Origin of the sequence: Bradyrhizobium jicamae (genome assembly GCF_018130695.1) — a bacterium.
Taxonomy (GTDB): domain Bacteria; phylum Pseudomonadota; class Alphaproteobacteria; order Rhizobiales; family Xanthobacteraceae; genus Bradyrhizobium; species Bradyrhizobium jicamae_B.
Window position 1 is genome coordinate 316,103 of sequence record NZ_JAFCJX010000001.1, and the last position, 19,672, is coordinate 335,774.

Genomic DNA, 19,672 nt, shown 5'->3' on the forward strand with positions numbered 1-19,672 from the left:
TTGATTTTGCGCCTTCATTGCAACGATTCGTCGCCTCGGCAACGGTCTCTAGGCCGCCGGCTGCTGCTTCCGCAGGAAGCGCGCCAGTTCTGGAATATAGGCCTGGCCGTGGCCGCTTTCGACCACCGCCGCGATCGCGCCGGCAACGCCGTCGGCGATCGCCTTGGATGCGCCCGACGCGCTCGCCATGGTCCGGTAGTAGTCGATGTCCTTCAACGCGTTGCCGATGAAGAATGGAACCGTGCCAACGTCATCAGTCACGATGGCCGGGGTCAACCGCTGCAGCGCCGCGCCGGCACCGCCGCCCTTGGCAAGGACATCGACGAACACGGCGGGATCGACGCCTGCATCGGCCGCCTGCGCAGCGGCCTCGCTGAGCAGTGCCATGAATCCGATCGAGACATAGTTGTGGAGCAGCTTGAGCCGATGACCAAAACTGACAGGCCCCACTCTCTCGAGGCCTTCAGTGAAAGAGGCAAGCACCGCGCGGACGCTTTGGAAGTCCGCCTCGTCGCCGCCGACCAGCAGGTTCAGCGTCCCCTCTTCCGCATGCTTCGCCGTCCGCGTCATGGGCGCATCGAGAAAGCCTCCACCCGCCGCGCGGACGGCAGCAGCCATCCGCAAGGTCGATTCCGGCAGCGCAGTCGAGCAATCGACGATGATGGTGCCCTTGCGCAGGCGCGCCAGCACGCCGGTCTCGCCAGTGAGAATCGCCTCGACCTGGGGAGACCCGGTCACGCAGAGGATGACGACGTCGGACACATCAGCCACGTCGCCGGGCGTCTTGCAGGCGATGGCACCGAGGGCGATGAGATCGTCGACCGGCTGGTTGCCCGGATGATCGAGAAACGCGAGCGGAAATCCGCCCTGCGCCAGGACGTTCTTCGCGATGCCATGGCCCATCAGGCCGACGCCGATCATTCCGACCTTCATCAGGATAACCTCGCTGATCTCTCACATGTCTGGATCGGGCGGCTGCTTCCTGCGCGGCGGCGAGTGTCGCTCGCGATCATCGTTCCCGCCCGAAATTGGTTGTTGCTTGTGCCGCAAGATGAGCGATTTCACCCCGCTTCTAGCAAGGCGTTTTTTCTGACCCCCTGTTTGGCTTTTCTGATCCACATTGGGGACGCCGCGATCGCGCATTGCAACGCGCGCACTGTGCCTCGATACCGTCCAGGCCTCAGTGATCCAGAAAACTGACAACCGTTTCAGAAAATTCTGCGCGGCGTCGGCACTGCCTCGGCGTGCGATCTGTTGATGAGGGGCGCAACGCGATGAACGAAAGCGCGATGAGATTGGGATCAATCGTCATCGCGCTTTGGCTGTTGGTTCGAGTATGATCTCCGCCCAAACGCCTTCGGCGTTTGTCGCGAGGGAAAACAGCTTTACGCGTTTCCGGATCATGCACTAGTAATTCGTCGCGGACTTCTCGTTTGGAATGCCGTCGATCGGGCATTCCTCGGTGCCGACAGTCGGGCGGGTCATGGCCTCGATCATGTCGCGCGTGCCTTCCGGGTCGGCGATCCATTTCGAATAGAAGTCATAGGGACAGGCCGCCAGGCCCTTCGCGCTCTCGCCGGAATTGATCATGCCGGTGTAGCCGCGATGCAGAAGCTTGAAGAGATGGTTCTGCGACTGGTTGTTGCGGCGCGCATCGCGGATCAGGCTCTTCGACAGGCCGGCGTACTGGATGCCGTATTCCTCCTCGCCGGTCTCGCCCAAGGTGCGACCGTCGAAGCCGACGATCGCGGAGTGGCCGAAATAGGAATAGACGCCGTCGAAGCCCGCGGCGTTGGCGACCGCGACATAGACGTTGTTGGCCCAGGCCATCGCCTTGGAGATCATGACCTGCTGCTCCTTGGCCGGATACATATAGCCCTGGCAGCGCACGATCAGCTCGGCGCCCTTCATCGCGCAGTCGCGCCAGATCTCCGGATAATTGCCGTCGTCGCAGATGATCAGGCTAATCTTCAGCCCCTTGGGGCCTTCCGAGACATAGGTGCACTTGCCGGGATACCAGCCCTCGATCGGCACCCAGGGCATGATCTTGCGGTACTTCTGCACGATCTCGCCCTTGTCGTTCATCAGGATCAGTGTGTTGTAGGGCGCCTTGTGCGGATGCTCCTCATGGCGCTCGCCGGTCAGCGAGAACACGCCCCACACCTTGGCCTTGCGGCAGGCTTCGGCGAAGATCGCGGTCTCCTCGCCCGGCACCTGAGAGGCGGTCTCGTACATCTCCTTGGAGTCGTACATGATGCCATGGGTCGAATATTCCGGGAAGATCACGAGATCCATGCCAGGCAGACCGAGCTTCATGCCGACGACCATGTCGGCGATCTTGCGGGCGTTGTCGAGCACCTCGGCCTTGGTGTGCAGCCGCGGCATTTTGTAATTGACGACGGCAACGCCGACCACGTCGTTGCTGGAAGAGATGTCACCGTGAAGCATTTGAAACGCCCTTCTGTTCTGGCTTGAGTTTTTTCAGTCCACAGCGTCAGTGGCTGATCATCCAGGGCCGCGCGGTCGGAAAGCCGACGGCGCCACTCTTGCTTTTCGTGACGAGTCGTCCCGGCTTCTTCTTGCTACTGGTCCCGCAACAGCCGCAGCCCGGGCCATGCGCAGCCTTGTACTGGTCGAGCGTCTTCGGCGCGTGCTTGCTGCACTCGTTGGTGGCGTGCGCCTTGCGCTTGTCCGATGGCATGCAGAAGAACGCCGGCGCGGTCAGGATCACGCGCGGCGATTCCACCTCGCATTGCGGGCAGTCCTGCGGCAGGTCGCATTCGGCCATCGGCCGCATGTCGGTGAACGGGCCGCAATCATTGCAGAGATATTCGTAGACGGGCATCGTCGCTCCCTTCGCTATTGCACGTCGGATGCGGGGCTCACCGCCCCGCATCCATTTCGCGTCGGGGTTACTTGTCCGGCGAGATCGGCATCTGGACGTCGCCCGTGATGTGCTTCACCGGACCTGCCGACGACGGCATCACGTCGAAGTCGAATATCTCGGTCGGCAGCCACAGCGTGGCGCAGGCGTTGGGCACGTCGACGACGCCGGAGATGTGGCCCTGGCACGGCGCGGTGCCGAGGATCGAATAGGCCTGCGCGCCGGAGTAACCGAACTTCTTCAGATACTCGATCGCGTTCAGGCAGGCCTGACGATAGGCGATGTGGACGTCGAGGTAATGCTGCTTGCCGGCCTCGTCGACCGAGATGCCCTCGAAGATCAGATAGTCCTTGTAGTTCGGGGTGATCGGCGACGGCTTGAACACGGGATTCTTGATGCCGTATTTGGCGACGCCGTCCTTGATGATGTCGACCTTGAGATGCAGCCAGCCGGCCATCTCGATCGCGCCGCAGAAGGTGATCTCGCCGTCGCCCTGGCTGAAATGCAGGTCGCCCATCGAGAGGCCGCCGCCCGGCACATAGACCGGGAAATAGATCTTCGAGCCGCGCGACAGATCCTTGATGTCGCAGTTGCCGCCATGCTCGCGCGGCGGCACCGTGCGGGCGCCCTCGAGACCGATCTTGGCCTTGACGTCACCCTTGGCCTGGCCGGCATGCGCGGTCGGCGCGAACGGCGGATTGGCAAGGCCCGGCACCCGGGTCGGGTTGGTTGCGATCAGCTCGGCTTCGCGCGCATTCCAGGCCGCGAGCATCTTGGCATCGGGCAGACAGCCGATCAGGCCGGGATGGATCAGGCCGGCAAAATTGACGCCGGGCACGTGACGCGACGAGGTGTAGAGGCCCTTGATGTCCCAGATCGACTTCTGCGCCAGCGGGAAATGATCGGTCAGGAAGCCGCCACCGTTCTGCTTGGAGAAGAAGCCGTTGAAGCCCCACAGGCTCTCCTTCAAGGGACCGACGTCGAGCAGGTCGACCACGAGCAAGTCGCCGGGCTCGGCGCCTTTGACGCCGATCGGGCCGGACAGGAAGTGCACGATCGACAGGTCGATGTCGCGCACGTCATCCGCGGAATCGTTGTTCTTGATGAAGCCGCCGGTCCAGTCGACGGTCTCGATGATGAAGTCGTCGCCGGGGCTGACCCACTCGACGATCGGAACCTCCGGATGCCAGCGGTTGTGGATCTTGTCGTTCTCATAGGCGGACTTGCTGAGGTCGACCTTGATCAGTGTATCAGGCATCGCGATGCTCCCCTTGGTTACTGGTTAAACGGACAGGAATTTCGAGATCTGCGCGGCATCGACGCTGTCGCGCGGATCGTCACGGACGATCTCGCCGTTCTCGATGACGAGCACGCGGTCGGCAATGTCGAGCGCAAAGCTCAAGACCTGCTCGGAGACGACGATCGAGAGCCCCCGCTCGTCGCGGATGCGCTTCAAGGTGCGCGCCATCTCCTTGATGATCGACGGCTGGATGCCCTCGGTCGGCTCATCCAGCAGCAGCACCTTCGGCTTGGTCGCGAGCGCGCGCGCGATCGCGAGCTGCTGCTGTTGGCCACCGGAGAGATTGCCGCCGCGGCGGCCCTTCATCTCCAGCAGCACCGGAAACAGCTCATAGATATCCTCAGGCACTTCCGAGCCACCGGAGACGACGAGGCCGGTCTCGATGTTCTCCTTCACCGTCATGGTCGAGAAGATCATGCGCCCCTGTGGCACATAGGCGAGCCCCTTGGCGACCCGGTCGTAGCTCGGCAGCGAACCGAGCTCGGAGCCGTCCATGGTCACCTTGCCGCTCTTGGTCGGCACGATCCCCATCAGCGACTTCATCAGCGTGGTCTTGCCCATGCCGTTGCGGCCCATGATCGCGACGATCTCGTTGGGCGCGACCGAGACGTTGAGGCCGTGCAGCACCTCGCTCTGGCCGTAGGCGACGTGAAGATCAGAGATTGCCAGCATGCGATACTCCTAGTGTCCGAGGTAAACTTCGATCACTTTCGGATCGTTCTTCACCTTCTCCATCGTGCCCTCCGAGAGGATCTGGCCCTGGTGCAGCACCGTGACCTTGTGGGCGATGTCCTCGACGAACTTCATGTCGTGCTCGATCACCAGCACCGAGCGGTCCTTGATGATGCGGTTGAGCAGCTCGGCGGTCTTGGCACGCTCGGACACGCTCATGCCGGCGACGGGTTCGTCGAGCATCAGCAAATCCGGGTCCTGGATCAGCAGCATGCCGATCTCGAGCCACTGCTTCTGGCCGTGGCTGAGGAGCGCCGCGCTCATGTTGAGGCGATCTTTCAGGAAGATCATCTCAGCGACCTCGTGAACACGGTCGCGCACGGCGGCGTCACGGGTGAACGTCAGCGCGCCGAACACGGTGCGGCCGCGTGGATAGGAGATCTCCAGATTCTCGAACACCGTGAGGTCGTCATAGATCGACGGCGTCTGGAACTTGCGACCGACTCCGGCCTTGACGATCTGGTTCTCCTTCAGCTTGGTCAGGTCCTTGCCGCGGAATTCGATCGAGCCTGATGTCGCCTTGGTCTTGCCGCAGATCAGGTCAAGCACGGTGGTCTTGCCGGCGCCGTTCGGACCGATGATGACGCGGATCTCGTTCTCCTCGACATAGAAGGAGAGATCGTTGACCGCCTTGAAGCCGTCGAAGGAGACGGTGAGACCTTCGACCGAGAGCAGGAAGGGTTTTGGCTGTTGACCGATGAGCATGATCTATCTCCTCATTCCACCAGCGCGGCATCGGCAACGGGGTGACCAACAAGCATGATGTCCTCCTCACTCTGCCGGTGCGCCGTCGGCGACCGAGTTGTCGGTCCAGCCCGACTTCGGCTTCCGCGCGCCGATCAGTTTGCTGATCCGCGGCTGGATGTAGTCGCCCCAGATGCCGGCAAGGCCGTTCGGGAATGCGAGCACCACGGCGATGAACAGGCCGCCGAGGCCGAACAGCCAGAGCTCGGGGAACGACTCGGAGAGGCTGGTCTTGGCGAAGTTGACGAGGATCGTTCCGTAGACCGCGCCCAGGATCGACAGCCGGCCGCCGACCGCGGTGTAGATCACCATCTCGATCGAGGGCACGATGCCGACAAAGGACGGCGACATGAAGCCGACGTTCAGCGCGAACATGGCGCCGCCGATCGCGGCAAACACCGCTGCGATGCAGAAGGCGAAGATCTTGAAATTGGCGACGCTGTAGCCGGAGAACCTGACACGATCCTCCTGGTCGCGCATTGCCACCAGGATGCGACCGAGCTTCGAGTGGCGAACGAACTGCGCGATGAAGATGCAGGCGAACAGCAGACCCACCTCGAAGAAGTAGAGCACGATCTTGGCGTGGTCGGGACGGATGTCCCAGCCCTTCAGCGTGCGCAGGTCGGTCATGCCGTTGATGCCGCCGGTGTAGCCCTGCTGTCCGACGATCAGGATGGTCAGGATCGCGGCGACCGCCTGGGTGATGATCGCGAAATATGTGCCGCCGACGCGGCGCTTGAACATCGCGGCACCGATGATCAGGGCGAAGATGCCCGGCACCAGGATCACCGCGGCGATGGTGAAGGTCAGGCTGTGGAACGGCTTCCAGAAGAACGGCAGCGCGGTGATCTGGTTCCAGTCCATGAAATCAGGGATGCCCGGCGTCGACTGGATCTTGGTGTTCTCGACGCTCGATGCCTCGAGCTTGAGGAACATCGCCATGCAGTAACCGCCGAGGCCGAAGAACACGCCCTGCCCGAGGCTCAGGATGCCGCCATAGCCCCAGCAGATCACCAGCCCCAGCGCGACGAAGGCGTAGGTCAGATATTTGGCGACTAGGTTGAGGCGGAAGACGTCGAGACAGAGCGGCAGCACCACCACCAGCAAGGCGGCGAGCACCAGGATGCCGATCAACTCCGAACGCGTGGCAAAACGACTGTCGTTCATGGGTTCAGCCCCCTGCACTTTCGTTATTTGCGGACCTTGAGGGCGAACAGACCCTGCGGCCGCAGCATCAGAATTCCGACCACGGCGAGCAGCGTCATCACCTTCGCCATCGAGCCCGACGTGAAGAATTCGAGCGTCGACTGGGTCTGCGAGATCGAGAAGGCGGAGGCGATGGTGCCGAGCAGGCTGGCGGCGCCGCCGAACACGACGACCAGGAAGGTGTCGACGATGTAGAGCTGGCCCGACGTCGGCCCCGTTGAGCCGATCATGGTGAAGGCTGATCCGGCGACGCCTGCGATGCCGCAGCCGAGCGCGAAAGTGTAGCGGTCGACCTTCGCGGTGTTGATGCCGACGGCGCCCGCCATGATGCGGTTCTGCACGACGGCGCGGACCTGGCGGCCCCAGCGCGATTTGTACATGATGTAGGCGACCGCGATCGTGATCAGCACCGTCAGGCCCATCACGAACACGCCGTTGATCGGCACCTCGATGGAGTCGGTGACGTGCAGAGAGCCCAGCATCCACTGCGGCAGCTCGACGCCGACCTCACGCGCGCCGAAGATCGAGCGGTAGGCCTGCTGCAACATCAGGCTGAGGCCCCAGGTCGCGAGCAGCGTGTCGAGCGGCCGCTTGTAGAGGTGCCGGATCAGCACCCATTCCACCAGCATTCCCAGCGCACCGGAGGCGAAGAAAGCCAATATCATCGCGAGGAAGAAGTAGCCGCTGAACAGGCTCGGCAGATAGGACTGGAAGAAACTCGACGTCATCCAGGTGACATAGGCGCCCAGGATCATGAATTCGCCGTGTGCCATGTTGATGACGCCCATCTGGCCGAAGATGATCGCAAGGCCGAGCGCCATCAGCACGTAGACGGAGAACAGGATCAGGCCGGCAAAGCCCTGCATGACGAAGATGGAGCCGAGGTCGCCAATCGAATAGTCGCCGAACATCTGAGGGTTCTCCGCCGGGACAGCGTCCCGCGTCCGAGGGACAGGGTCCCGCGTCGCGAGTGGTGTCGCGACGCGGGGTCGTGAGACGCGGATTGACGGTCCGCGCCAGGGAGCTGTTGCTCGGGGGCGAGATCGCGGAGGGCTTACTGATAGCCCTTCGGGAACGGATCGGGCTCGACCAGGTCAGCCGTCTCGTAGATCAGCTCGAACTGGCCATCGAGCTTGGCGCGGCCGACGCGGGTCTTCGACCAGAGGTGATGGTTCTCGTGGATGCGCACGTAACCTTCCGGCGCCCCCTTGAACTCGACGCCGGGCGACGCCGCCGCGATCTTGTCGACGTCGAAGGAGCCGGCCTTCTCGACCGTCAACTTCCACAGCCACGGGCCGAGATAGGCAGCCTGCGTCACGTCGCCGATCACGGTCTTCTCGCCCCACATCTTCTTGAACGCGGGCACGAAGGTCTTGTTGTTCGGATTGTCGAGCGACTGGAAGTACTTCATGCAGGCATAGGCGCCCGCGATGTTCTCGCCGCCGATGCCGTCGATCTCGTCTTCCGTCACCGAGATCGTCAGCAGCGCCTGCTTCGACAGGTCGACGCCCGCCGCCTTGAGCTGCTTATAGAAGGCGACGTTGGAGCCGCCGACCACGTCGGTGAAGATCACGTCGGGCTTGGTCAACTTGATCTTGTTGATCACCGAATTGAACTGGGTGCTACCGAGCGCATAGTACTCTTCGCCGACGACCTTGCCCTTCAGCACGTTCTCGACGTGCTTGCGCGCGATCTTGTTCGAGGTGCGCGGCCAGATGTAATCCGAGCCGACGAAGAAGAACGATTTGGCGCCCTTCTCCTTGGCGATCCAGTTCAGGCCGGCGAGGATCTGCTGGGTGGCTTCCTGGCCGGTGTAGATGACGTTCTTGGACTGCTCGAGGCCTTCATAGAAGGTCGGGTAGTAGAGCATGCCGTTGTACTGCTCGACGACCGGCAGCACGGCCTTGCGCGAGGCTGAGGTCCAGCAGCCCATGATCGCCGCGACCTTGTCGTTGACCAGCAGCTTCTTGGCCTTTTCAGCAAATGTCGGCCAGTCGCTGGCGCCGTCTTCCTGGATGACCTTGATCTTGCGGCCGAGCACGCCGCCCATGGCGTTGATCTGCTCGATCGCGAGCTTCTCGGCTTCAATCGAGCCGGTCTCCGAGATCGCCATCGTGCCGGTCGCCGAGTGCAAGATGCCGACGGTGACTTCAGTATCCGTTACCGCGAGACCGGTTGTGTTGATCGCGGAAGTTGCCGGCGTCTGCGCAAAAGACGCGCGCGGCAGCATGGTCATGGCGGGAATGGCCGCCATTCCCATCAGCAGCTTGCGGCGGAATGCCGACTGCAGGCCCTTGTTCGTTTCGTCTGACATGAGCACCCCATTGGTTCGAGAACGCGCTTATTGGTGAGGCGAGGATTGCTCAGAATTGTGCACTGCACAGATACGTGGGATTGCGTATACTGCACCGCAAAATGACGACGTAGGTTTTGGTACGGGGTTTGCTGGCGATCAACGCAAAGCAAATCGGGCAGGAGTTGAAGGACGTGGCAGGGCGGCAGCGGATAGACCGCGTCAGGCGCCAGTACAATCAATGGGTCGCCAACCAGACGCTGGAAGACTACGCGCTGCGCTTCACCGCCAAGAGCGCGCGGCGCTGGTCCGCCGCCCGCGTCGCCAATACCGCACTCGGGGCGATCTCCTTCCTCGCGCTGGAGGCGATCGGCGGCACCATCACGCTGAACTACGGCGCGAGCAACGCGACCGCAGCGATCCTGGTCGTCAGCGTCATCATCTTCCTGTGCGGCCTGCCGATCGCCTATTATGCCGCAAAATGCGGCATCGACATCGACCTGCTGACCCGCGGTGCCGGCTTCGGCTATATCGGCTCGACCATCACCTCACTGATCTACGCGTCCTTCACTTTCATCTTCTTCGCATTCGAAGCGGTGATCCTGGCCGCCGCGCTGGAGATGTGCTTCGGCATCCCCCGCCCGCTCGGCTATCTCATCAGCGCCATCGTCATCATCCCGCTGGTCACCTACGGCATCACGCTGATCAGCCGCTTCCAGCTGTGGACGCAACCGCTGTGGGTCGTCCTGCATCTGCTCCCGTTCGTGGCGATCGCCTGGGCCAATCCGCATTCGTTCACGGAGTGGCGGAAATTCGCCGGCGAGCATGGCGACACCAGCGGCCATCTCGACCTGCTGCTGTTCGGCACCGCCGCCTCGGTGGTGTTCTCATTGGTGGCGCAGATCGGCGAACAGGTCGACTTCCTGCGCTTCCTGCCACGCGACCGTCGCACGTCGAAGACCTCGTGGTGGATCGCGCTGCTCTGCGCCGGTCCGGGCTGGATCATCTTCGGCGCGCTCAAGCTCCTGGTCGGCTCCTTCCTCGCCTATTTCGCGCTGAGCCACGGCGTCGCGCTCGAACAGGCGGCCGAGCCCGCCAACATGTATCTCGAAGCATTCCGTTACGTGCTGTCGCAGCCTGATCTGGCGCTGGCGCTGACCGGCACCTTCGTCATCCTGTCGCAGGTCAAGATCAACGTCACCAACGCCTATGCCGGCTCGATCGCCTGGTCGAACTTCTTCTCGCGGCTGACCCACAGCCATCCCGGCCGCGTGGTCTGGCTGGTGTTCAACGTGATGGTGGCGCTGCTCTTGATGGAGATCGGCGTCTACAAGGCGCTGGAGCAGACGCTCGCGCTCTATTCCAACGTCGCGATCGCTTGGGTCGGCGCGCTGGTCGCCGATCTCGTCATCAACAAGCCGCTTGGCCTGCGCCCGCCGCAGATCGAGTTCAAGCGCGCGCATCTCTACGACATCAATCCGGTCGGCGTCGGTGCCATGACGATCGCGACCATCGTCTCGATCTCGGCGTTCTACGGATTGTTCGGGCCGACCGCAAAAGCGCTGTCGGCCTTCGTCGCGCTCGCCGCGGCCTTCATCGCCGCGCCGCTGATCGCGTGGGCCACCGACGGAAAATACTACATTGCCCGCAAGCCGAAACGAAGCTGGCAGAACGTCGAGGCGATCCAGTGCTGTATCTGCGAGCATTCGTTCGAGCCGGAGGACATGGCCTCCTGCCCGGCGTATGCCGGGCCGATCTGCTCGCTGTGCTGCTCGCTCGATGCCCGCTGCCACGATCTCTGCAAGCCGCATGCGCGGGCGGGCGCGCAGGTATCGGCGGCGCTTGGCAAGATGCTGCCCGAGACGATCCATGCTCGGATCAATTCGCAGTTCGGCCAGTATGTCGGCGTGTTCGCGGTGTCGGCCGGCCTGGTTGGGCTCGTGCTCGGGCTGATCTATCTGCAGACCTCGGCCACCGTGCACGCCGATGCGCTGTTGGCCGACGTGCTCTGGAAAGTCTTCTTCGCGCTGATCATCATCATCGGCGTTGTCGCGTGGCTGTTCGTGCTGGCGCAGCAGAGCCGGCGCGCCGCAGAAGAAGAGACGCGGCGGCAGACCACGCTGCTGATCCAGGAGATCGACGCACACAAGCGCACCGATGCCGAATTGCAGCGCGCCAAGGAAGTGGCCGAATCCGCCAACCTCGCCAAGAGCCGCTATGTCGTGGGCTTGAGCCACGAGCTGCGCTCGCCGCTGAACGCAATCTCCGGCTATGCGCAGTTGCTGGAGCAGGACAACAGCCTGCAGGCACGACCGCGTGATCAGGTCCGCGTGGTCCGTCGCAGCGCCGACCATCTCTCGGGCCTGATCGACGGCATTCTGGACATCTCAAAGATCGAGGCCGGGCGGCTCTACCTCTCCCGCGACGAGGTCCGTCTCAATGATTTCCTCGATCAGCTCGTCGGTATGTTCCGCCTGCAAGCCGCGGCAAAGGGAATCGACTTCGTGTTCAAGCGGCCAGCGGTGCTGCCGGTCGTGGTCTATGCCGACGAGAAGCGGCTGCGGCAGATCCTGATCAATTTGCTGTCGAACGCGATCAAGTTCACGCAAGTAGGCAGCGTCAAATTCGTCGTGCATTATCGCAGCCCGGTCGCCGAATTCGAGGTGGTCGATACCGGCCCCGGCATCCAGCCGGACGACCTCGAACGCATCTTCGCGCCTTTCGAGCGTGGTGCGCTCGGCGTCGCGCAGCCGCAGACCGGCACCGGTCTGGGACTGACCATCAGCCGCCTGCTCGCGGGCGTGATGGGCGGCGACATCAAGGTGACAAGCACGGTCGGCGCCGGCGCGACCTTCCGCGTGAAACTCCTGCTCTCCGAAGTGACAAACCCGCGGCGCGACGCGCCGGTGGAGGCGCCGGTCCACGGCTATCTCGGCCCGCGCAAGACGATCCTGATCACCGACGACGATCCGACCCATCGCGACCTCCTCCGCGAGGTGCTGGCGCCGCTCGGCTTCATCCTGCTCAGCGCACCGGATGGCCCTGGCTGCCTCGCGCTGGCGCAGCACTGCCGACCCGATCTGTTCCTGCTCGATATCTCCATGGCCGGCATGGACGGCTGGACGGTCGCAGAGACCTTGCGCGCCAACGGCCATCACACCGCGCGCATCCTGATGGTGTCTGCGAGCGCGCTCGAAGCGCACGGCGCGCCGCTGGCGCAGCCGTTCCACGACGGCTATCTGATGAAGCCGATCGACATCCCGCGACTGCTGGAGACCATCCGCCAATTGCTCAAGCTCGAATGGCAGTACGAGGCCGACCAGGCGCCGGTGCCGCTGTGGAAGCCGGAGAGCGGCTCGCGGCCACCGCTGAAATATGTCGAGGAGTTGATCAGCCTCGGCCGTCTCGGCTATGTCCGGGCAATTCAGCTCAAGCTCGACGAGATCGGCGCCGAACTGCCGGAGCATGCCGACTTCGTCACCCACATGCGCGCGCTGGTCGACCGCTTCGATCTCGACCAGTACATGGCGACGCTGAAAACATTGCACGGCTATGATCACTGATCCCAAGAAGCGCGATGTCGCGCTCGTCGTCGACGACTCGCCGGAGACGTTGCGGCTCCTGACCGACGCGCTCGACGGCGCCGGCATGACCGTGATGGTCGCGCTCGACGGTGCGTCTGCGATGCGGATCGTCGACCAGATCACGCCCGACATCGTGCTGCTCGATGCAGTCATGCCCGGCATGGACGGCTTCGAGACCTGCCGGCGGCTCAAGCGCCACGCTGGCCTCGACGGCATTCCGATCATCTTCATGACGGGCCTCGCCGAGACCGAGCATATCGTGCGCGGCCTGGAGGCCGGTGGCGTCGACTATGTGACGAAGCCGATCGTTATCGAGGAGATGCTGGCGCGGATCCGTGTCCACCTCGCCAACGCGCGGATGACCCAGAGCGCGCGCGCTGCCTTGGACGTCTCCGGCCGCTATCTGCTCGCGGTCAACAGCCATGGCAAACTGTTATGGGCGACGCCGCAGGTCCAGAAGCTTCTGGCGGACACGCTCGCCGACGACGCCATCGACGCGTTCGTGCTGCCCGATCCGATACCGCAATGGCTCGATCAGGTGCAAAAGGGAAAATCCGCCGCGAAGACCGCGACCATGTCCGCCCTCCCCGGCAACGAGCAATTGCGGCTGCAGTATATGGGCAAGCTCGGTCCGAACGAATTCCTGCTTCGCCTCGCCAAGGATTCCGGCGCCGACGCGCCAGCGGAGTTTTCAAAAGAGCTCGGTCTGACCACGCGCGAAGGCGAAGTGCTGTCCTGGCTGTCCAAGGGAAAGACCAACCGGGATATCGCGCAAATCCTGGGGTTGAGCCCGCGGACCGTCGACAAGCATCTCGAGCAGATCTATTCCAAGCTCGGTGTGGAGAATCGCACCGCAGCAGCGGCGATCGCGGTCAACGCGAAAATTTTGAAGCAATGATCTTAAGGTCGCTTTGGCGGCACATTCATTTCTCGAAATGGCCTAGAGTTGGCGATCAGATCGACAAGGGTACGCGAAGAAATTGGCACCGGCTGACTGAATCGAACAGTCGACATCGGGTTTTGGAGGCCCGCGTTCTGCCACTGAACTAAGCCGGTATTGATCTGGTCCTGATTGGGAGAATCGAACTCCACGTCTCCCGGTCCACAACCGAGCATCCTGCCATTGAACGAAATCAGGAGATTCGGCTGGCCTCGAACCAGCATCGGGCCACTTAGAAGACGCCTGACCATCCAGTTCGTCGAGCGCGCTGGGGATGGTCAGCGTGGGTGGATTCGAACCACCGACCCCCTGCTTCCAAGGCAGGTGGGGACGACCAGGCTCCCCTACACGCTCATCATGGTTGGCCTTCCCGGCAGGAGTCGAACCTGCATGCCTTCGCGTTCGTAGCGCGCTGCTCATCCAGTTGAGCTACGGGAAGATGAATGGTGCTGCCAGCGGGACTCGAACCCGCGCCGCCCGGTTGAGAACCGGGCATCCTTGCCGCTAGACGATGGCAGCACATTGTTTCAATCGCATTGGCTCCCGCCGCACGGTTCGAACGTGCCTTCCTCCGTTAACAGCGGAGCGCCCTCGCCAAGATGGCTCGACGGGAATGAGAGATGGTGGAGCAACGGACGCGTCGAACTCCGGACAGTGCAAGGATCAACCGCAGTCCGCTGCTTGCCCCGAACTGGTGCCCAGCGCCAGATTCGAACTGGCCTCCTGCGCTCTTCAAGCGCGTGCAATCACCAGATTTGCTAACTGGGCGAAATGGCGCGGACGTCGGTAATCGAAACCAAATCTCCTGAGTGGCACTCAGGTGCTCGACCTTCCAGCTACGTCCGCAATGACTTTGGTAGGTAACCCTGGAATCGAACCAGGCAGGCACAAAGGCGCAGGCTTTACAGGCCCGCTCAGTCCCCAGACTTGACGTTACCCAGATGGTGCCAAGGCTACAAACTCCCCGGCGGCGCCGGCGTACATCCGGCCTGGCGCGATCGTTATGGCGTGGTCGTCCGGTTGATGTCCATGACGATGAGCGCCGGCGGCAACAACTCACCGCCGGCGCTGTTACTTCTCGAGCTCGACATCCCAGTACAGATAGTCGCGCCAGGTCTCATGCAGAAAATTTGGCGGAAAGAGACGCTGGGCCGCCATCAGATCGTGCTGCGTCGGCTCGAACGGCTTCCGCAGCGGCTTCAGATGGAAGCGGGCCTTGCGCGTATTGCAGGGACTGCACGCCGCCACGATGTTGGTCCAAGACGTCTGGCCGCCATCGGCGCGCGGGATCACGTGGTCGAATGTCAATTCGCCGCGCAGCTGCTGGTCGCCGCAATACTGGCAACGGAAGCGATCGCGGAGAAAGAGGTTGAACCGCGTGAAAGCGACACGAGCCGGCGGCCGCACATAATCGCGCAGCGCGATGACCGATGGAAGACGCATCACGGTCGACGGGCTGCGCACCACCTGGTCGTATTCGGCGACGACGACGTGTGATCCCTTCACCACCGCCTTGACGGCATCCTCCCAGTTGAACAGCGACAACGGAAAATAACTGAGCGGCTGGAAGTCCGCGTTGAGGACAAGAGCCGGGTTTGCTGCGAACATTGCCCTCTCCTCTCGTTAGGTGGTGGGCGCCACCGGATATCAACCGATACGAAACGACGTTCTTGAATTGGCGCCCATGACGAGGATCGAACTCGCCTTCCCGGATCGACAGTCCGGTCCCTTCGCCAGATGGGGACATGGGCCATTGGTGCGATCGGCCGGGATCGAACCGGCATGGTCTCCCACCGCCCTCTCAAGACGGCGCGTCTACCAGTTTCGCCACGAGCGCGAATTCGATATGGAGGACCTGGTCGGACTCGAACCGACGATGCTTGCGCGACGGATTAAGAATCCGCTCCCTTGGCCGCTGGGGGCACAGGTCCGTGAGAGGAAGCACCGGGCGGTTGCGGTCATGATAACCGCCCGTGCAATTTGGTCCTCCCGTGATGAATCGAACATCCGTCGATCGCTTATCAAGCGATTGCTCTGCCACTGAGCTAGGAGAGGCAATTGGTGCGCGCTGACCGGATCGAACGGCCGACATCCTGCGTGTAAGACAGGCGCTCTCCCGCTGAGCTAAGCGCGCGAATGCTTGAATTTTAAGTGGTGCCTGCGGCAGGGATCGAACCTGCACCGTGCAGCGCTTAAGGCTGCCGCCTCTACCAATTGGGCTACGCAGGCCCGGTAAATTGCAATGCTTGTGCTCCACGACGGATTCGAACCGCCAACGCACGGAGTCTAGGTCCGTCGCCTCTACCGGTTGGGCTAGTGGAGCGAGATGGTGCCGGCGGAAAGGATCGAACTCTTGGACCTTGGCTTTACAAAAACCCTGCACGTCCGCTGTGCTACGCCGGCGTGAAATTGACAAACGGCCGGGATCATTCCGGCCAACAAAAACACGCGCTGCCTGAAACCACCGTTTGCCGCTCCACCGAAGGAGACCGGTACCGGTCAGCGGATCGCCTTATGTCCTTGCAGGGGCGATCATCCTGGAGTCGACATCACGTCACGTCGTCATGCGGCGGCCGCGGTGATCCGCCGATCGCGACGATCGGTTGATGTAGTCGAGGTAAATCTGGCGGGCTTCGGCCTCGGAGATCCCGCGGCGCGCCACAACGGTGCGCACGAAGGCAAGCACGACCGGCGAGGAGAAAATCCTCTCGCGGCTACGGTTCTCGAGTCCTGTCCTGGTGGTGCTGTTGCGGGCCATGTTGCCCTCCGCCTGATTGGCAGAGGGGGGATTCCCGCTGCCTGTTACGCTCTGCCTGCTAGTCTGCTGGTCTCGAGGTTTTCGAGCTTCGTCAGATAGCCTGGACCCTGTCCCGTGACGGACATGCGCGACCAATCGCACGACCGAATAAACGGCAGCACGGCGGCGGCATTCGCGACGAGATGTGAGCGCAATCGCAACACGGTTTTGGTCCTTAGAGAGCGCCGACGAATTCGACGGCGTTTTGTGGGGCAGCGGTATGCACAGAAATTTCCGAATCCGTCAAGGGCAGTCGTCGAACTATTTTGAAACGAGCGTCGCACTGCTGGCAGCGCGGCGAAAGCTTCTGACAAGCTAATATATTCCAATGACACAGCAATTCGGTCGATCGGCGGCGGCGCGAAGGCAGGCTCTGGCCTTGCGACTTTCGGCGGGCGCGCCTGCCCGAACCCGTATTGATCGGGCCCGCCCAGCCCTGTGGTTGCAGTTAGTCCGGGCGGTCTGTGCGGCAGACCACTCCGTCTGTCCAGACTGGGCAAGCGCACCATCGAAGGCCGCGACCGTTGCCAGACACAGGATGGATGTCAGTGCCTTCACGGCGAAATCCTTCCTGGAGCTCCAGCCCTCAACGAGGAGGCTTCGACATCCGTCCCCGGCTCGCACTGCGTCAGTTCGTCCATCCCCGGCGAATTCCGTTGAATGCCGACGGCGCGAGTCCTAGCTTTGGTTTGTTACGTCTTTGCTCGTCACGTCAAAGGAAGACGGCATGCAGGGGCGATCGAGACCATTGCTGCAGATGATCTCATGGCTACGCGCCGTGCGCGTGTCCATGACGTCCCCAGATCCGGCGGCGGGAGAAGCCTCGCCTCTCCTCATCTTTACGGCCGTCGTGCTCGCGCTGCTCCTCGCCATACTGGAAGTGGACTTGCACAGCGCCGACCTTCAATCCCTGGGCTTGATGGGCGATGCGTTTTCGATCGCTCCGGCTTTCAAGAGCCCCTAGAGCGGGCGGGCGAACCTTGAATCGTTCGACGCTGCCGCGAGAGGGCAGCTCGTGCCCGCTCAATCGAGACCTTCGCAATCCAAAGCGCGCAGCGTCTTGTCGAACGCTGTTGAGAATTGCGTCTTCGAATTCCAGGTGCGCCCATCACGCGCACGGAGCAAAAGCTTGCGATGGATCAACAGCTGACGTGTCCTCTGATGTCATCCAGACCGGACTTACCGCATCGGCATCCGACGGGTAGATCGGTCCAAGAGCGCAGGGAGAACCAGGACAATGGGAATCAGAGCGCCAGCCGTCGCACTCCTCGCGATGATCGTGTCAGGAGAGGCGCGAAGCGCAACGCTCAGCGACGCCGAGGCGACGTTCCTCGACCAACTGGTCACCGCGGCCGCGGTGCTGGAACAACGATGCATCGGCTACGAAAGCAATGGTGCCGGCGGCGTTCAACTCGGTGCCAGGCTCCTCGGCAGCACTGATGCAGCGATGGCGATGATCGCTGCCTTTGACGCTGCCATCAAGGCCTACGACGGCAATGACTATGACCCGAGCAAATCCCGACCCGAAGTGTCCGACGCGGCTACAAAAACGTTCAAGCGACTCAGGGCGGATTTGATCAAGAACCCGAAAGAGGCCTGCGCCGAATATGGCGATGCCAGCCTGGCGCGCGGCCTGCTGCGACGGTACTAACCGGCATCTTGGCCATGCAACTTTCCTAGAACGACAGCTCTCCCTGCCCGTTCGTCCAATCGATGATGTCGACCTGCAGGCCCCGCTTCAGCATCTCGGTTTCGAGATTGCCGGCGTGCCGCCTCCACTCTGAGGTCGCCCGGACCCGGAATTTCGGCTCCTCGCCGCTGGCCTCGAACTCGTCATCGGCCTGCAGCGCGCCGCGAACAGCCTCGTACATCATTTTCAGGCTGGCATCGGTGAAAGCGCCGTACTCCATCGGTTGTCTCCTTCAAGACACAAACGCGAAAGGCCGCCACGATAACGATCGTAGCGACCTTGTCCGTTGCGACGCATCCAATCCGGTCATGCCCAAGCCTGACCTAGTCTGATTAACGAGACCTTGCGGCGCATCAACCAGGCGTCGGCCCTGCGCATGGCGGGTCCTCCCCCTCGGACGATCCTGACGACCAAACTGCGAGGCTCCCGTCGCGAAAGATTGACTTAGGTCAAGCCGCTAACGTCGCGCATCGCCCTTGCTCGCATCGGGAGGACCTCGCCGATGCCGGGACCGGAAGATTATGCGGCGACCGAACACTTGCGCGACGGCCGCGCCGTCAACGTCCGCGCGTTGCGGCCTGACGACAGGGACGACATGCTGGCCGCGATCAGCCGCACCGGAAGCGAGTCCTTGCAACGTCGCTTTTTCGTCCCCAAGCGCCACTTCTCGGAGCGGGAGATCGCCTTCTTTGTGAACATCGATTTCGCCGGTCACGTTGCGCTGATCGCGCAAACCAACGAGGACGGAAGAGACGTCATCGTCGGCGGCGGCCGCTATGTCGTCATGGAACCCGGCAAGGCCGAGATCGCCTTCATGGTGGTCGATGACTATCATGGACAGGGTGTCGGCACGCTCCTGATGCGCCATCTGGCCATCGTCGCGCGCAAGGCCGGGCTCAAGGAACTGGTCGCCGAGGTCCTGCCGGAGAACATCGCGATGCGAAAAGTCTTCGGCAAGTTCGGCTTTCAGCCGCGTCGCGGAAACGACCCGCAAGTCGTTCACCTGGCGCTCAGCCTCTGATGCGGCAAAGGCTCGGCGCGGCGTGACGCCGCGTGCTCCGCCCTCACCGCAGCGAGATATCGATCTTGCTGAGATTCGCTGCGAACTCGAGCCCCGCCTTGGGGCCTTGCAGCGTCAGCACGACGCCTTTCTCGTTGCGCAGCATGACCCCGCCGACGCCGCCGACAAGCGCACCGCCACCGCCGACGGCCGCGTAGGTGCCGGCGAAGTCACCGATCTCGCGCAAGCCTGACACCTGCCCGCGTAGCCGGCTGACCGAGGCGCCTGCCGCCACGCCCAGGCTGAGGCCCGAGATGACGAACTTGTAGCTCTTCCCGCGATAGCTGAGGACGCCGAGCCCGCCGCCCCCGCCGACCACCAGGCTGGCCTTGACGAACTTGACCTGCACCGTGCCCGAGGCCTGGGCGAAGCATGGCGCGGCGGAAAGACCAAACGCAATCACGGCCAGCACAGCTAGACGGATGATGCTTCGCGTCATCGA

At 62.6% G+C, this 19,672-nt stretch carries 18 protein-coding genes and 16 tRNA genes; 5 read left to right on the plus strand and 29 right to left on the minus strand.

Features of this window, described 5'->3' with window-relative positions; all coding sequences use genetic code 11:
* Positions 1 to 48: 48 nt before the first annotated feature.
* The 9 genes from JQ604_RS01305 to urtA form a co-directional block, all read right to left on the minus strand.
* On the minus strand, positions 49 to 933 hold the full coding sequence (locus JQ604_RS01305) for an NAD(P)-dependent oxidoreductase (protein WP_249157906.1): 885 nt from the start codon (positions 931 to 933) through the stop codon (positions 49 to 51).
* A 474-nt stretch (positions 934 to 1,407) separates the two neighbouring features.
* Entirely contained in the window at positions 1,408 to 2,448 is a 1,041-nt protein-coding gene (locus JQ604_RS01310; RefSeq protein WP_212352238.1) for an aliphatic amidase, read from the minus strand.
* Between the two features lie 46 nt (positions 2,449 to 2,494).
* A complete protein-coding gene (locus JQ604_RS01315; RefSeq protein ID WP_212352240.1) occupies positions 2,495 to 2,845 on the minus strand; it encodes an FmdB family zinc ribbon protein in 351 nt (116 codons plus the stop codon).
* Positions 2,846 to 2,912: 67 nt separating this feature from the next.
* Positions 2,913 to 4,142, minus strand: coding sequence for a formamidase (fmdA, locus tag JQ604_RS01320; RefSeq protein ID WP_212352242.1), 1,230 nt, complete (start codon positions 4,140 to 4,142; stop codon positions 2,913 to 2,915).
* Positions 4,143 to 4,166: 24 nt separating this feature from the next.
* On the minus strand, positions 4,167 to 4,856 hold the full coding sequence (gene urtE, locus JQ604_RS01325) for an urea ABC transporter ATP-binding subunit UrtE (RefSeq protein ID WP_212352244.1): 690 nt from the start codon (positions 4,854 to 4,856) through the stop codon (positions 4,167 to 4,169).
* A gap of 9 nt (positions 4,857 to 4,865) precedes the next feature.
* On the minus strand, positions 4,866 to 5,621 hold the full coding sequence (gene urtD / locus JQ604_RS01330) for an urea ABC transporter ATP-binding protein UrtD (RefSeq protein ID WP_212352245.1): 756 nt from the start codon (positions 5,619 to 5,621) through the stop codon (positions 4,866 to 4,868).
* Between the two features lie 66 nt (positions 5,622 to 5,687).
* Positions 5,688 to 6,827 (minus strand): urea ABC transporter permease subunit UrtC, encoded by a 1,140-nt coding sequence (urtC, locus tag JQ604_RS01335; RefSeq protein ID WP_212352246.1) that lies wholly within the window; start codon positions 6,825 to 6,827, stop codon positions 5,688 to 5,690.
* A 23-nt stretch (positions 6,828 to 6,850) separates the two neighbouring features.
* Entirely contained in the window at positions 6,851 to 7,777 is a 927-nt protein-coding gene (gene urtB, locus JQ604_RS01340) for an urea ABC transporter permease subunit UrtB (protein WP_212352249.1), read from the minus strand.
* Positions 7,778 to 7,920: 143 nt separating this feature from the next.
* Positions 7,921 to 9,180, minus strand: coding sequence for an urea ABC transporter substrate-binding protein (gene urtA / locus JQ604_RS01345; protein ID WP_212352251.1), 1,260 nt, complete (start codon positions 9,178 to 9,180; stop codon positions 7,921 to 7,923).
* A gap of 173 nt (positions 9,181 to 9,353) precedes the next feature.
* On the opposite strand from urtA, the gene JQ604_RS01350 reads away from it, so the two are divergent.
* Together JQ604_RS01350 and JQ604_RS01355 are read left to right on the plus strand one after the other, a co-directional pair.
* Positions 9,354 to 12,722: a hybrid sensor histidine kinase/response regulator gene (locus tag JQ604_RS01350; RefSeq protein ID WP_212352252.1), complete on the plus strand. Its 3,369-nt coding sequence runs from the start codon at positions 9,354 to 9,356 to the stop codon at positions 12,720 to 12,722.
* Positions 12,712 to 13,641: a response regulator gene (locus JQ604_RS01355; protein ID WP_212352254.1), complete on the plus strand. Its 930-nt coding sequence runs from the start codon at positions 12,712 to 12,714 to the stop codon at positions 13,639 to 13,641. Before JQ604_RS01350 ends, JQ604_RS01355 begins: the two co-directional genes overlap by 11 nt.
* Before the next feature lie 83 nt (positions 13,642 to 13,724).
* On the opposite strand, the gene JQ604_RS01360 is transcribed toward JQ604_RS01355, so the two are convergent.
* From JQ604_RS01360 to JQ604_RS01445, 18 genes are all read right to left on the minus strand, one after another.
* Positions 13,725 to 13,799: transfer RNA gene (locus JQ604_RS01360), tRNA-Trp, on the minus strand.
* A gap of 7 nt (positions 13,800 to 13,806) precedes the next feature.
* Positions 13,807 to 13,881 (minus strand) — tRNA-His (locus JQ604_RS01365).
* Positions 13,882 to 13,958: 77 nt separating this feature from the next.
* A tRNA-Pro gene (locus JQ604_RS01370) sits at positions 13,959 to 14,037 on the minus strand.
* A gap of 8 nt (positions 14,038 to 14,045) precedes the next feature.
* Positions 14,046 to 14,122 (minus strand) — tRNA-Arg (locus JQ604_RS01375).
* 5 nt (positions 14,123 to 14,127) lie between these two features.
* Positions 14,128 to 14,202, minus strand: a tRNA-Glu gene (locus JQ604_RS01380).
* Positions 14,203 to 14,220: 18 nt separating this feature from the next.
* Positions 14,221 to 14,296: transfer RNA gene (locus JQ604_RS01385), tRNA-Asn, on the minus strand.
* A 79-nt stretch (positions 14,297 to 14,375) separates the two neighbouring features.
* Positions 14,376 to 14,451, minus strand: a tRNA-Phe gene (locus JQ604_RS01390).
* A gap of 4 nt (positions 14,452 to 14,455) precedes the next feature.
* Positions 14,456 to 14,529, minus strand: a tRNA-Gly gene (locus tag JQ604_RS01395).
* 225 nt (positions 14,530 to 14,754) lie between these two features.
* On the minus strand, positions 14,755 to 15,291 hold the full coding sequence (locus JQ604_RS01400) for an HNH endonuclease (RefSeq protein ID WP_212352256.1): 537 nt from the start codon (positions 15,289 to 15,291) through the stop codon (positions 14,755 to 14,757).
* Between the two features lie 68 nt (positions 15,292 to 15,359).
* Positions 15,360 to 15,434: transfer RNA gene (locus JQ604_RS01405), tRNA-Asp, on the minus strand.
* Between the two features lie 3 nt (positions 15,435 to 15,437).
* Positions 15,438 to 15,520, minus strand: a tRNA-Leu gene (locus tag JQ604_RS01410).
* 10 nt (positions 15,521 to 15,530) lie between these two features.
* A tRNA-Lys gene (locus JQ604_RS01415) sits at positions 15,531 to 15,614 on the minus strand.
* 50 nt (positions 15,615 to 15,664) lie between these two features.
* Positions 15,665 to 15,733: transfer RNA gene (locus JQ604_RS01420), tRNA-Ile, on the minus strand.
* Positions 15,734 to 15,742: 9 nt separating this feature from the next.
* A tRNA-Val gene (locus JQ604_RS01425) sits at positions 15,743 to 15,817 on the minus strand.
* An 18-nt stretch (positions 15,818 to 15,835) separates the two neighbouring features.
* Positions 15,836 to 15,912 (minus strand) — tRNA-Leu (locus tag JQ604_RS01430).
* 20 nt (positions 15,913 to 15,932) lie between these two features.
* A tRNA-Leu gene (locus JQ604_RS01435) sits at positions 15,933 to 16,006 on the minus strand.
* A 4-nt stretch (positions 16,007 to 16,010) separates the two neighbouring features.
* Positions 16,011 to 16,086, minus strand: a tRNA-Thr gene (locus tag JQ604_RS01440).
* Between the two features lie 151 nt (positions 16,087 to 16,237).
* Positions 16,238 to 16,441 (minus strand): hypothetical protein, encoded by a 204-nt coding sequence (locus JQ604_RS01445; protein WP_212352764.1) that lies wholly within the window; start codon positions 16,439 to 16,441, stop codon positions 16,238 to 16,240.
* A 796-nt stretch (positions 16,442 to 17,237) separates the two neighbouring features.
* On the opposite strand from JQ604_RS01445, the gene JQ604_RS01450 reads away from it, so the two are divergent.
* Both JQ604_RS01450 and JQ604_RS01455 read left to right on the plus strand, forming a co-directional pair.
* Positions 17,238 to 17,444: a hypothetical protein gene (locus tag JQ604_RS01450; protein WP_249157942.1), complete on the plus strand. Its 207-nt coding sequence runs from the start codon at positions 17,238 to 17,240 to the stop codon at positions 17,442 to 17,444.
* Between the two features lie 273 nt (positions 17,445 to 17,717).
* Positions 17,718 to 18,131: a hypothetical protein gene (locus JQ604_RS01455; RefSeq protein ID WP_212352260.1), complete on the plus strand. Its 414-nt coding sequence runs from the start codon at positions 17,718 to 17,720 to the stop codon at positions 18,129 to 18,131.
* A gap of 25 nt (positions 18,132 to 18,156) precedes the next feature.
* Here the strand turns inward: JQ604_RS01455 and JQ604_RS01460 are convergent, their stop codons facing one another.
* Complete coding sequence (locus JQ604_RS01460; RefSeq protein WP_212352262.1) at positions 18,157 to 18,390, minus strand: hypothetical protein; 234 nt, start codon at positions 18,388 to 18,390, stop codon at positions 18,157 to 18,159.
* A 282-nt stretch (positions 18,391 to 18,672) separates the two neighbouring features.
* Between JQ604_RS01460 and JQ604_RS01465 the strand changes: the two genes are divergently transcribed.
* Positions 18,673 to 19,191, plus strand: coding sequence for a GNAT family N-acetyltransferase (locus JQ604_RS01465; protein WP_212352264.1), 519 nt, complete (start codon positions 18,673 to 18,675; stop codon positions 19,189 to 19,191).
* 43 nt (positions 19,192 to 19,234) lie between these two features.
* Here JQ604_RS01465 and JQ604_RS01470 read toward each other — a convergent pair whose 3' ends face one another.
* Positions 19,235 to 19,669, minus strand: a complete 435-nt coding sequence (locus tag JQ604_RS01470) for a hypothetical protein (protein WP_212352266.1) — start codon at positions 19,667 to 19,669, stop codon at positions 19,235 to 19,237.
* Between the last annotated feature and the right edge of the window lie 3 nt (positions 19,670 to 19,672).

What these genes read in the sequence shown, in the direction of transcription:
- urtC (WP_212352246.1), bottom strand. Translation starts at nt 6,827, where the DNA reads ATGAACGACAGTCGTTTTGCCACGCGTTCGGAGTTGATCGGCATCCTG.
- JQ604_RS01465 (WP_212352264.1), top strand. Translation starts at nt 18,673, where the DNA reads ATGCCGGGACCGGAAGATTATGCGGCGACCGAACACTTGCGCGACGGC.
- urtE (WP_212352244.1), bottom strand. Translation starts at nt 4,856, where the DNA reads ATGCTGGCAATCTCTGATCTTCACGTCGCCTACGGCCAGAGCGAGGTG.
- urtD (WP_212352245.1), bottom strand. Translation starts at nt 5,621, where the DNA reads ATGCTCATCGGTCAACAGCCAAAACCCTTCCTGCTCTCGGTCGAAGGT.
- fmdA (WP_212352242.1), bottom strand. Translation starts at nt 4,142, where the DNA reads ATGCCTGATACACTGATCAAGGTCGACCTCAGCAAGTCCGCCTATGAG.
- urtB (WP_212352249.1), bottom strand. Translation starts at nt 7,777, where the DNA reads ATGTTCGGCGACTATTCGATTGGCGACCTCGGCTCCATCTTCGTCATG.
- JQ604_RS01470 (WP_212352266.1), bottom strand. Translation starts at nt 19,669, where the DNA reads ATGACGCGAAGCATCATCCGTCTAGCTGTGCTGGCCGTGATTGCGTTT.
- JQ604_RS01305 (WP_249157906.1), bottom strand. Translation starts at nt 933, where the DNA reads ATGAAGGTCGGAATGATCGGCGTCGGCCTGATGGGCCATGGCATCGCG.
- JQ604_RS01310 (WP_212352238.1), bottom strand. Translation starts at nt 2,448, where the DNA reads ATGCTTCACGGTGACATCTCTTCCAGCAACGACGTGGTCGGCGTTGCC.
- JQ604_RS01460 (WP_212352262.1), bottom strand. Translation starts at nt 18,390, where the DNA reads ATGGAGTACGGCGCTTTCACCGATGCCAGCCTGAAAATGATGTACGAG.
- JQ604_RS01355 (WP_212352254.1), top strand. Translation starts at nt 12,712, where the DNA reads ATGATCACTGATCCCAAGAAGCGCGATGTCGCGCTCGTCGTCGACGAC.
- JQ604_RS01450 (WP_249157942.1), top strand. Translation starts at nt 17,238, where the DNA reads ATGATCTCATGGCTACGCGCCGTGCGCGTGTCCATGACGTCCCCAGAT.
- JQ604_RS01445 (WP_212352764.1), bottom strand. Translation starts at nt 16,441, where the DNA reads ATGGCCCGCAACAGCACCACCAGGACAGGACTCGAGAACCGTAGCCGC.
- JQ604_RS01315 (WP_212352240.1), bottom strand. Translation starts at nt 2,845, where the DNA reads ATGCCCGTCTACGAATATCTCTGCAATGATTGCGGCCCGTTCACCGAC.
- urtA (WP_212352251.1), bottom strand. Translation starts at nt 9,180, where the DNA reads ATGTCAGACGAAACGAACAAGGGCCTGCAGTCGGCATTCCGCCGCAAG.
- JQ604_RS01400 (WP_212352256.1), bottom strand. Translation starts at nt 15,291, where the DNA reads ATGTTCGCAGCAAACCCGGCTCTTGTCCTCAACGCGGACTTCCAGCCG.
- JQ604_RS01455 (WP_212352260.1), top strand. Translation starts at nt 17,718, where the DNA reads ATGGGAATCAGAGCGCCAGCCGTCGCACTCCTCGCGATGATCGTGTCA.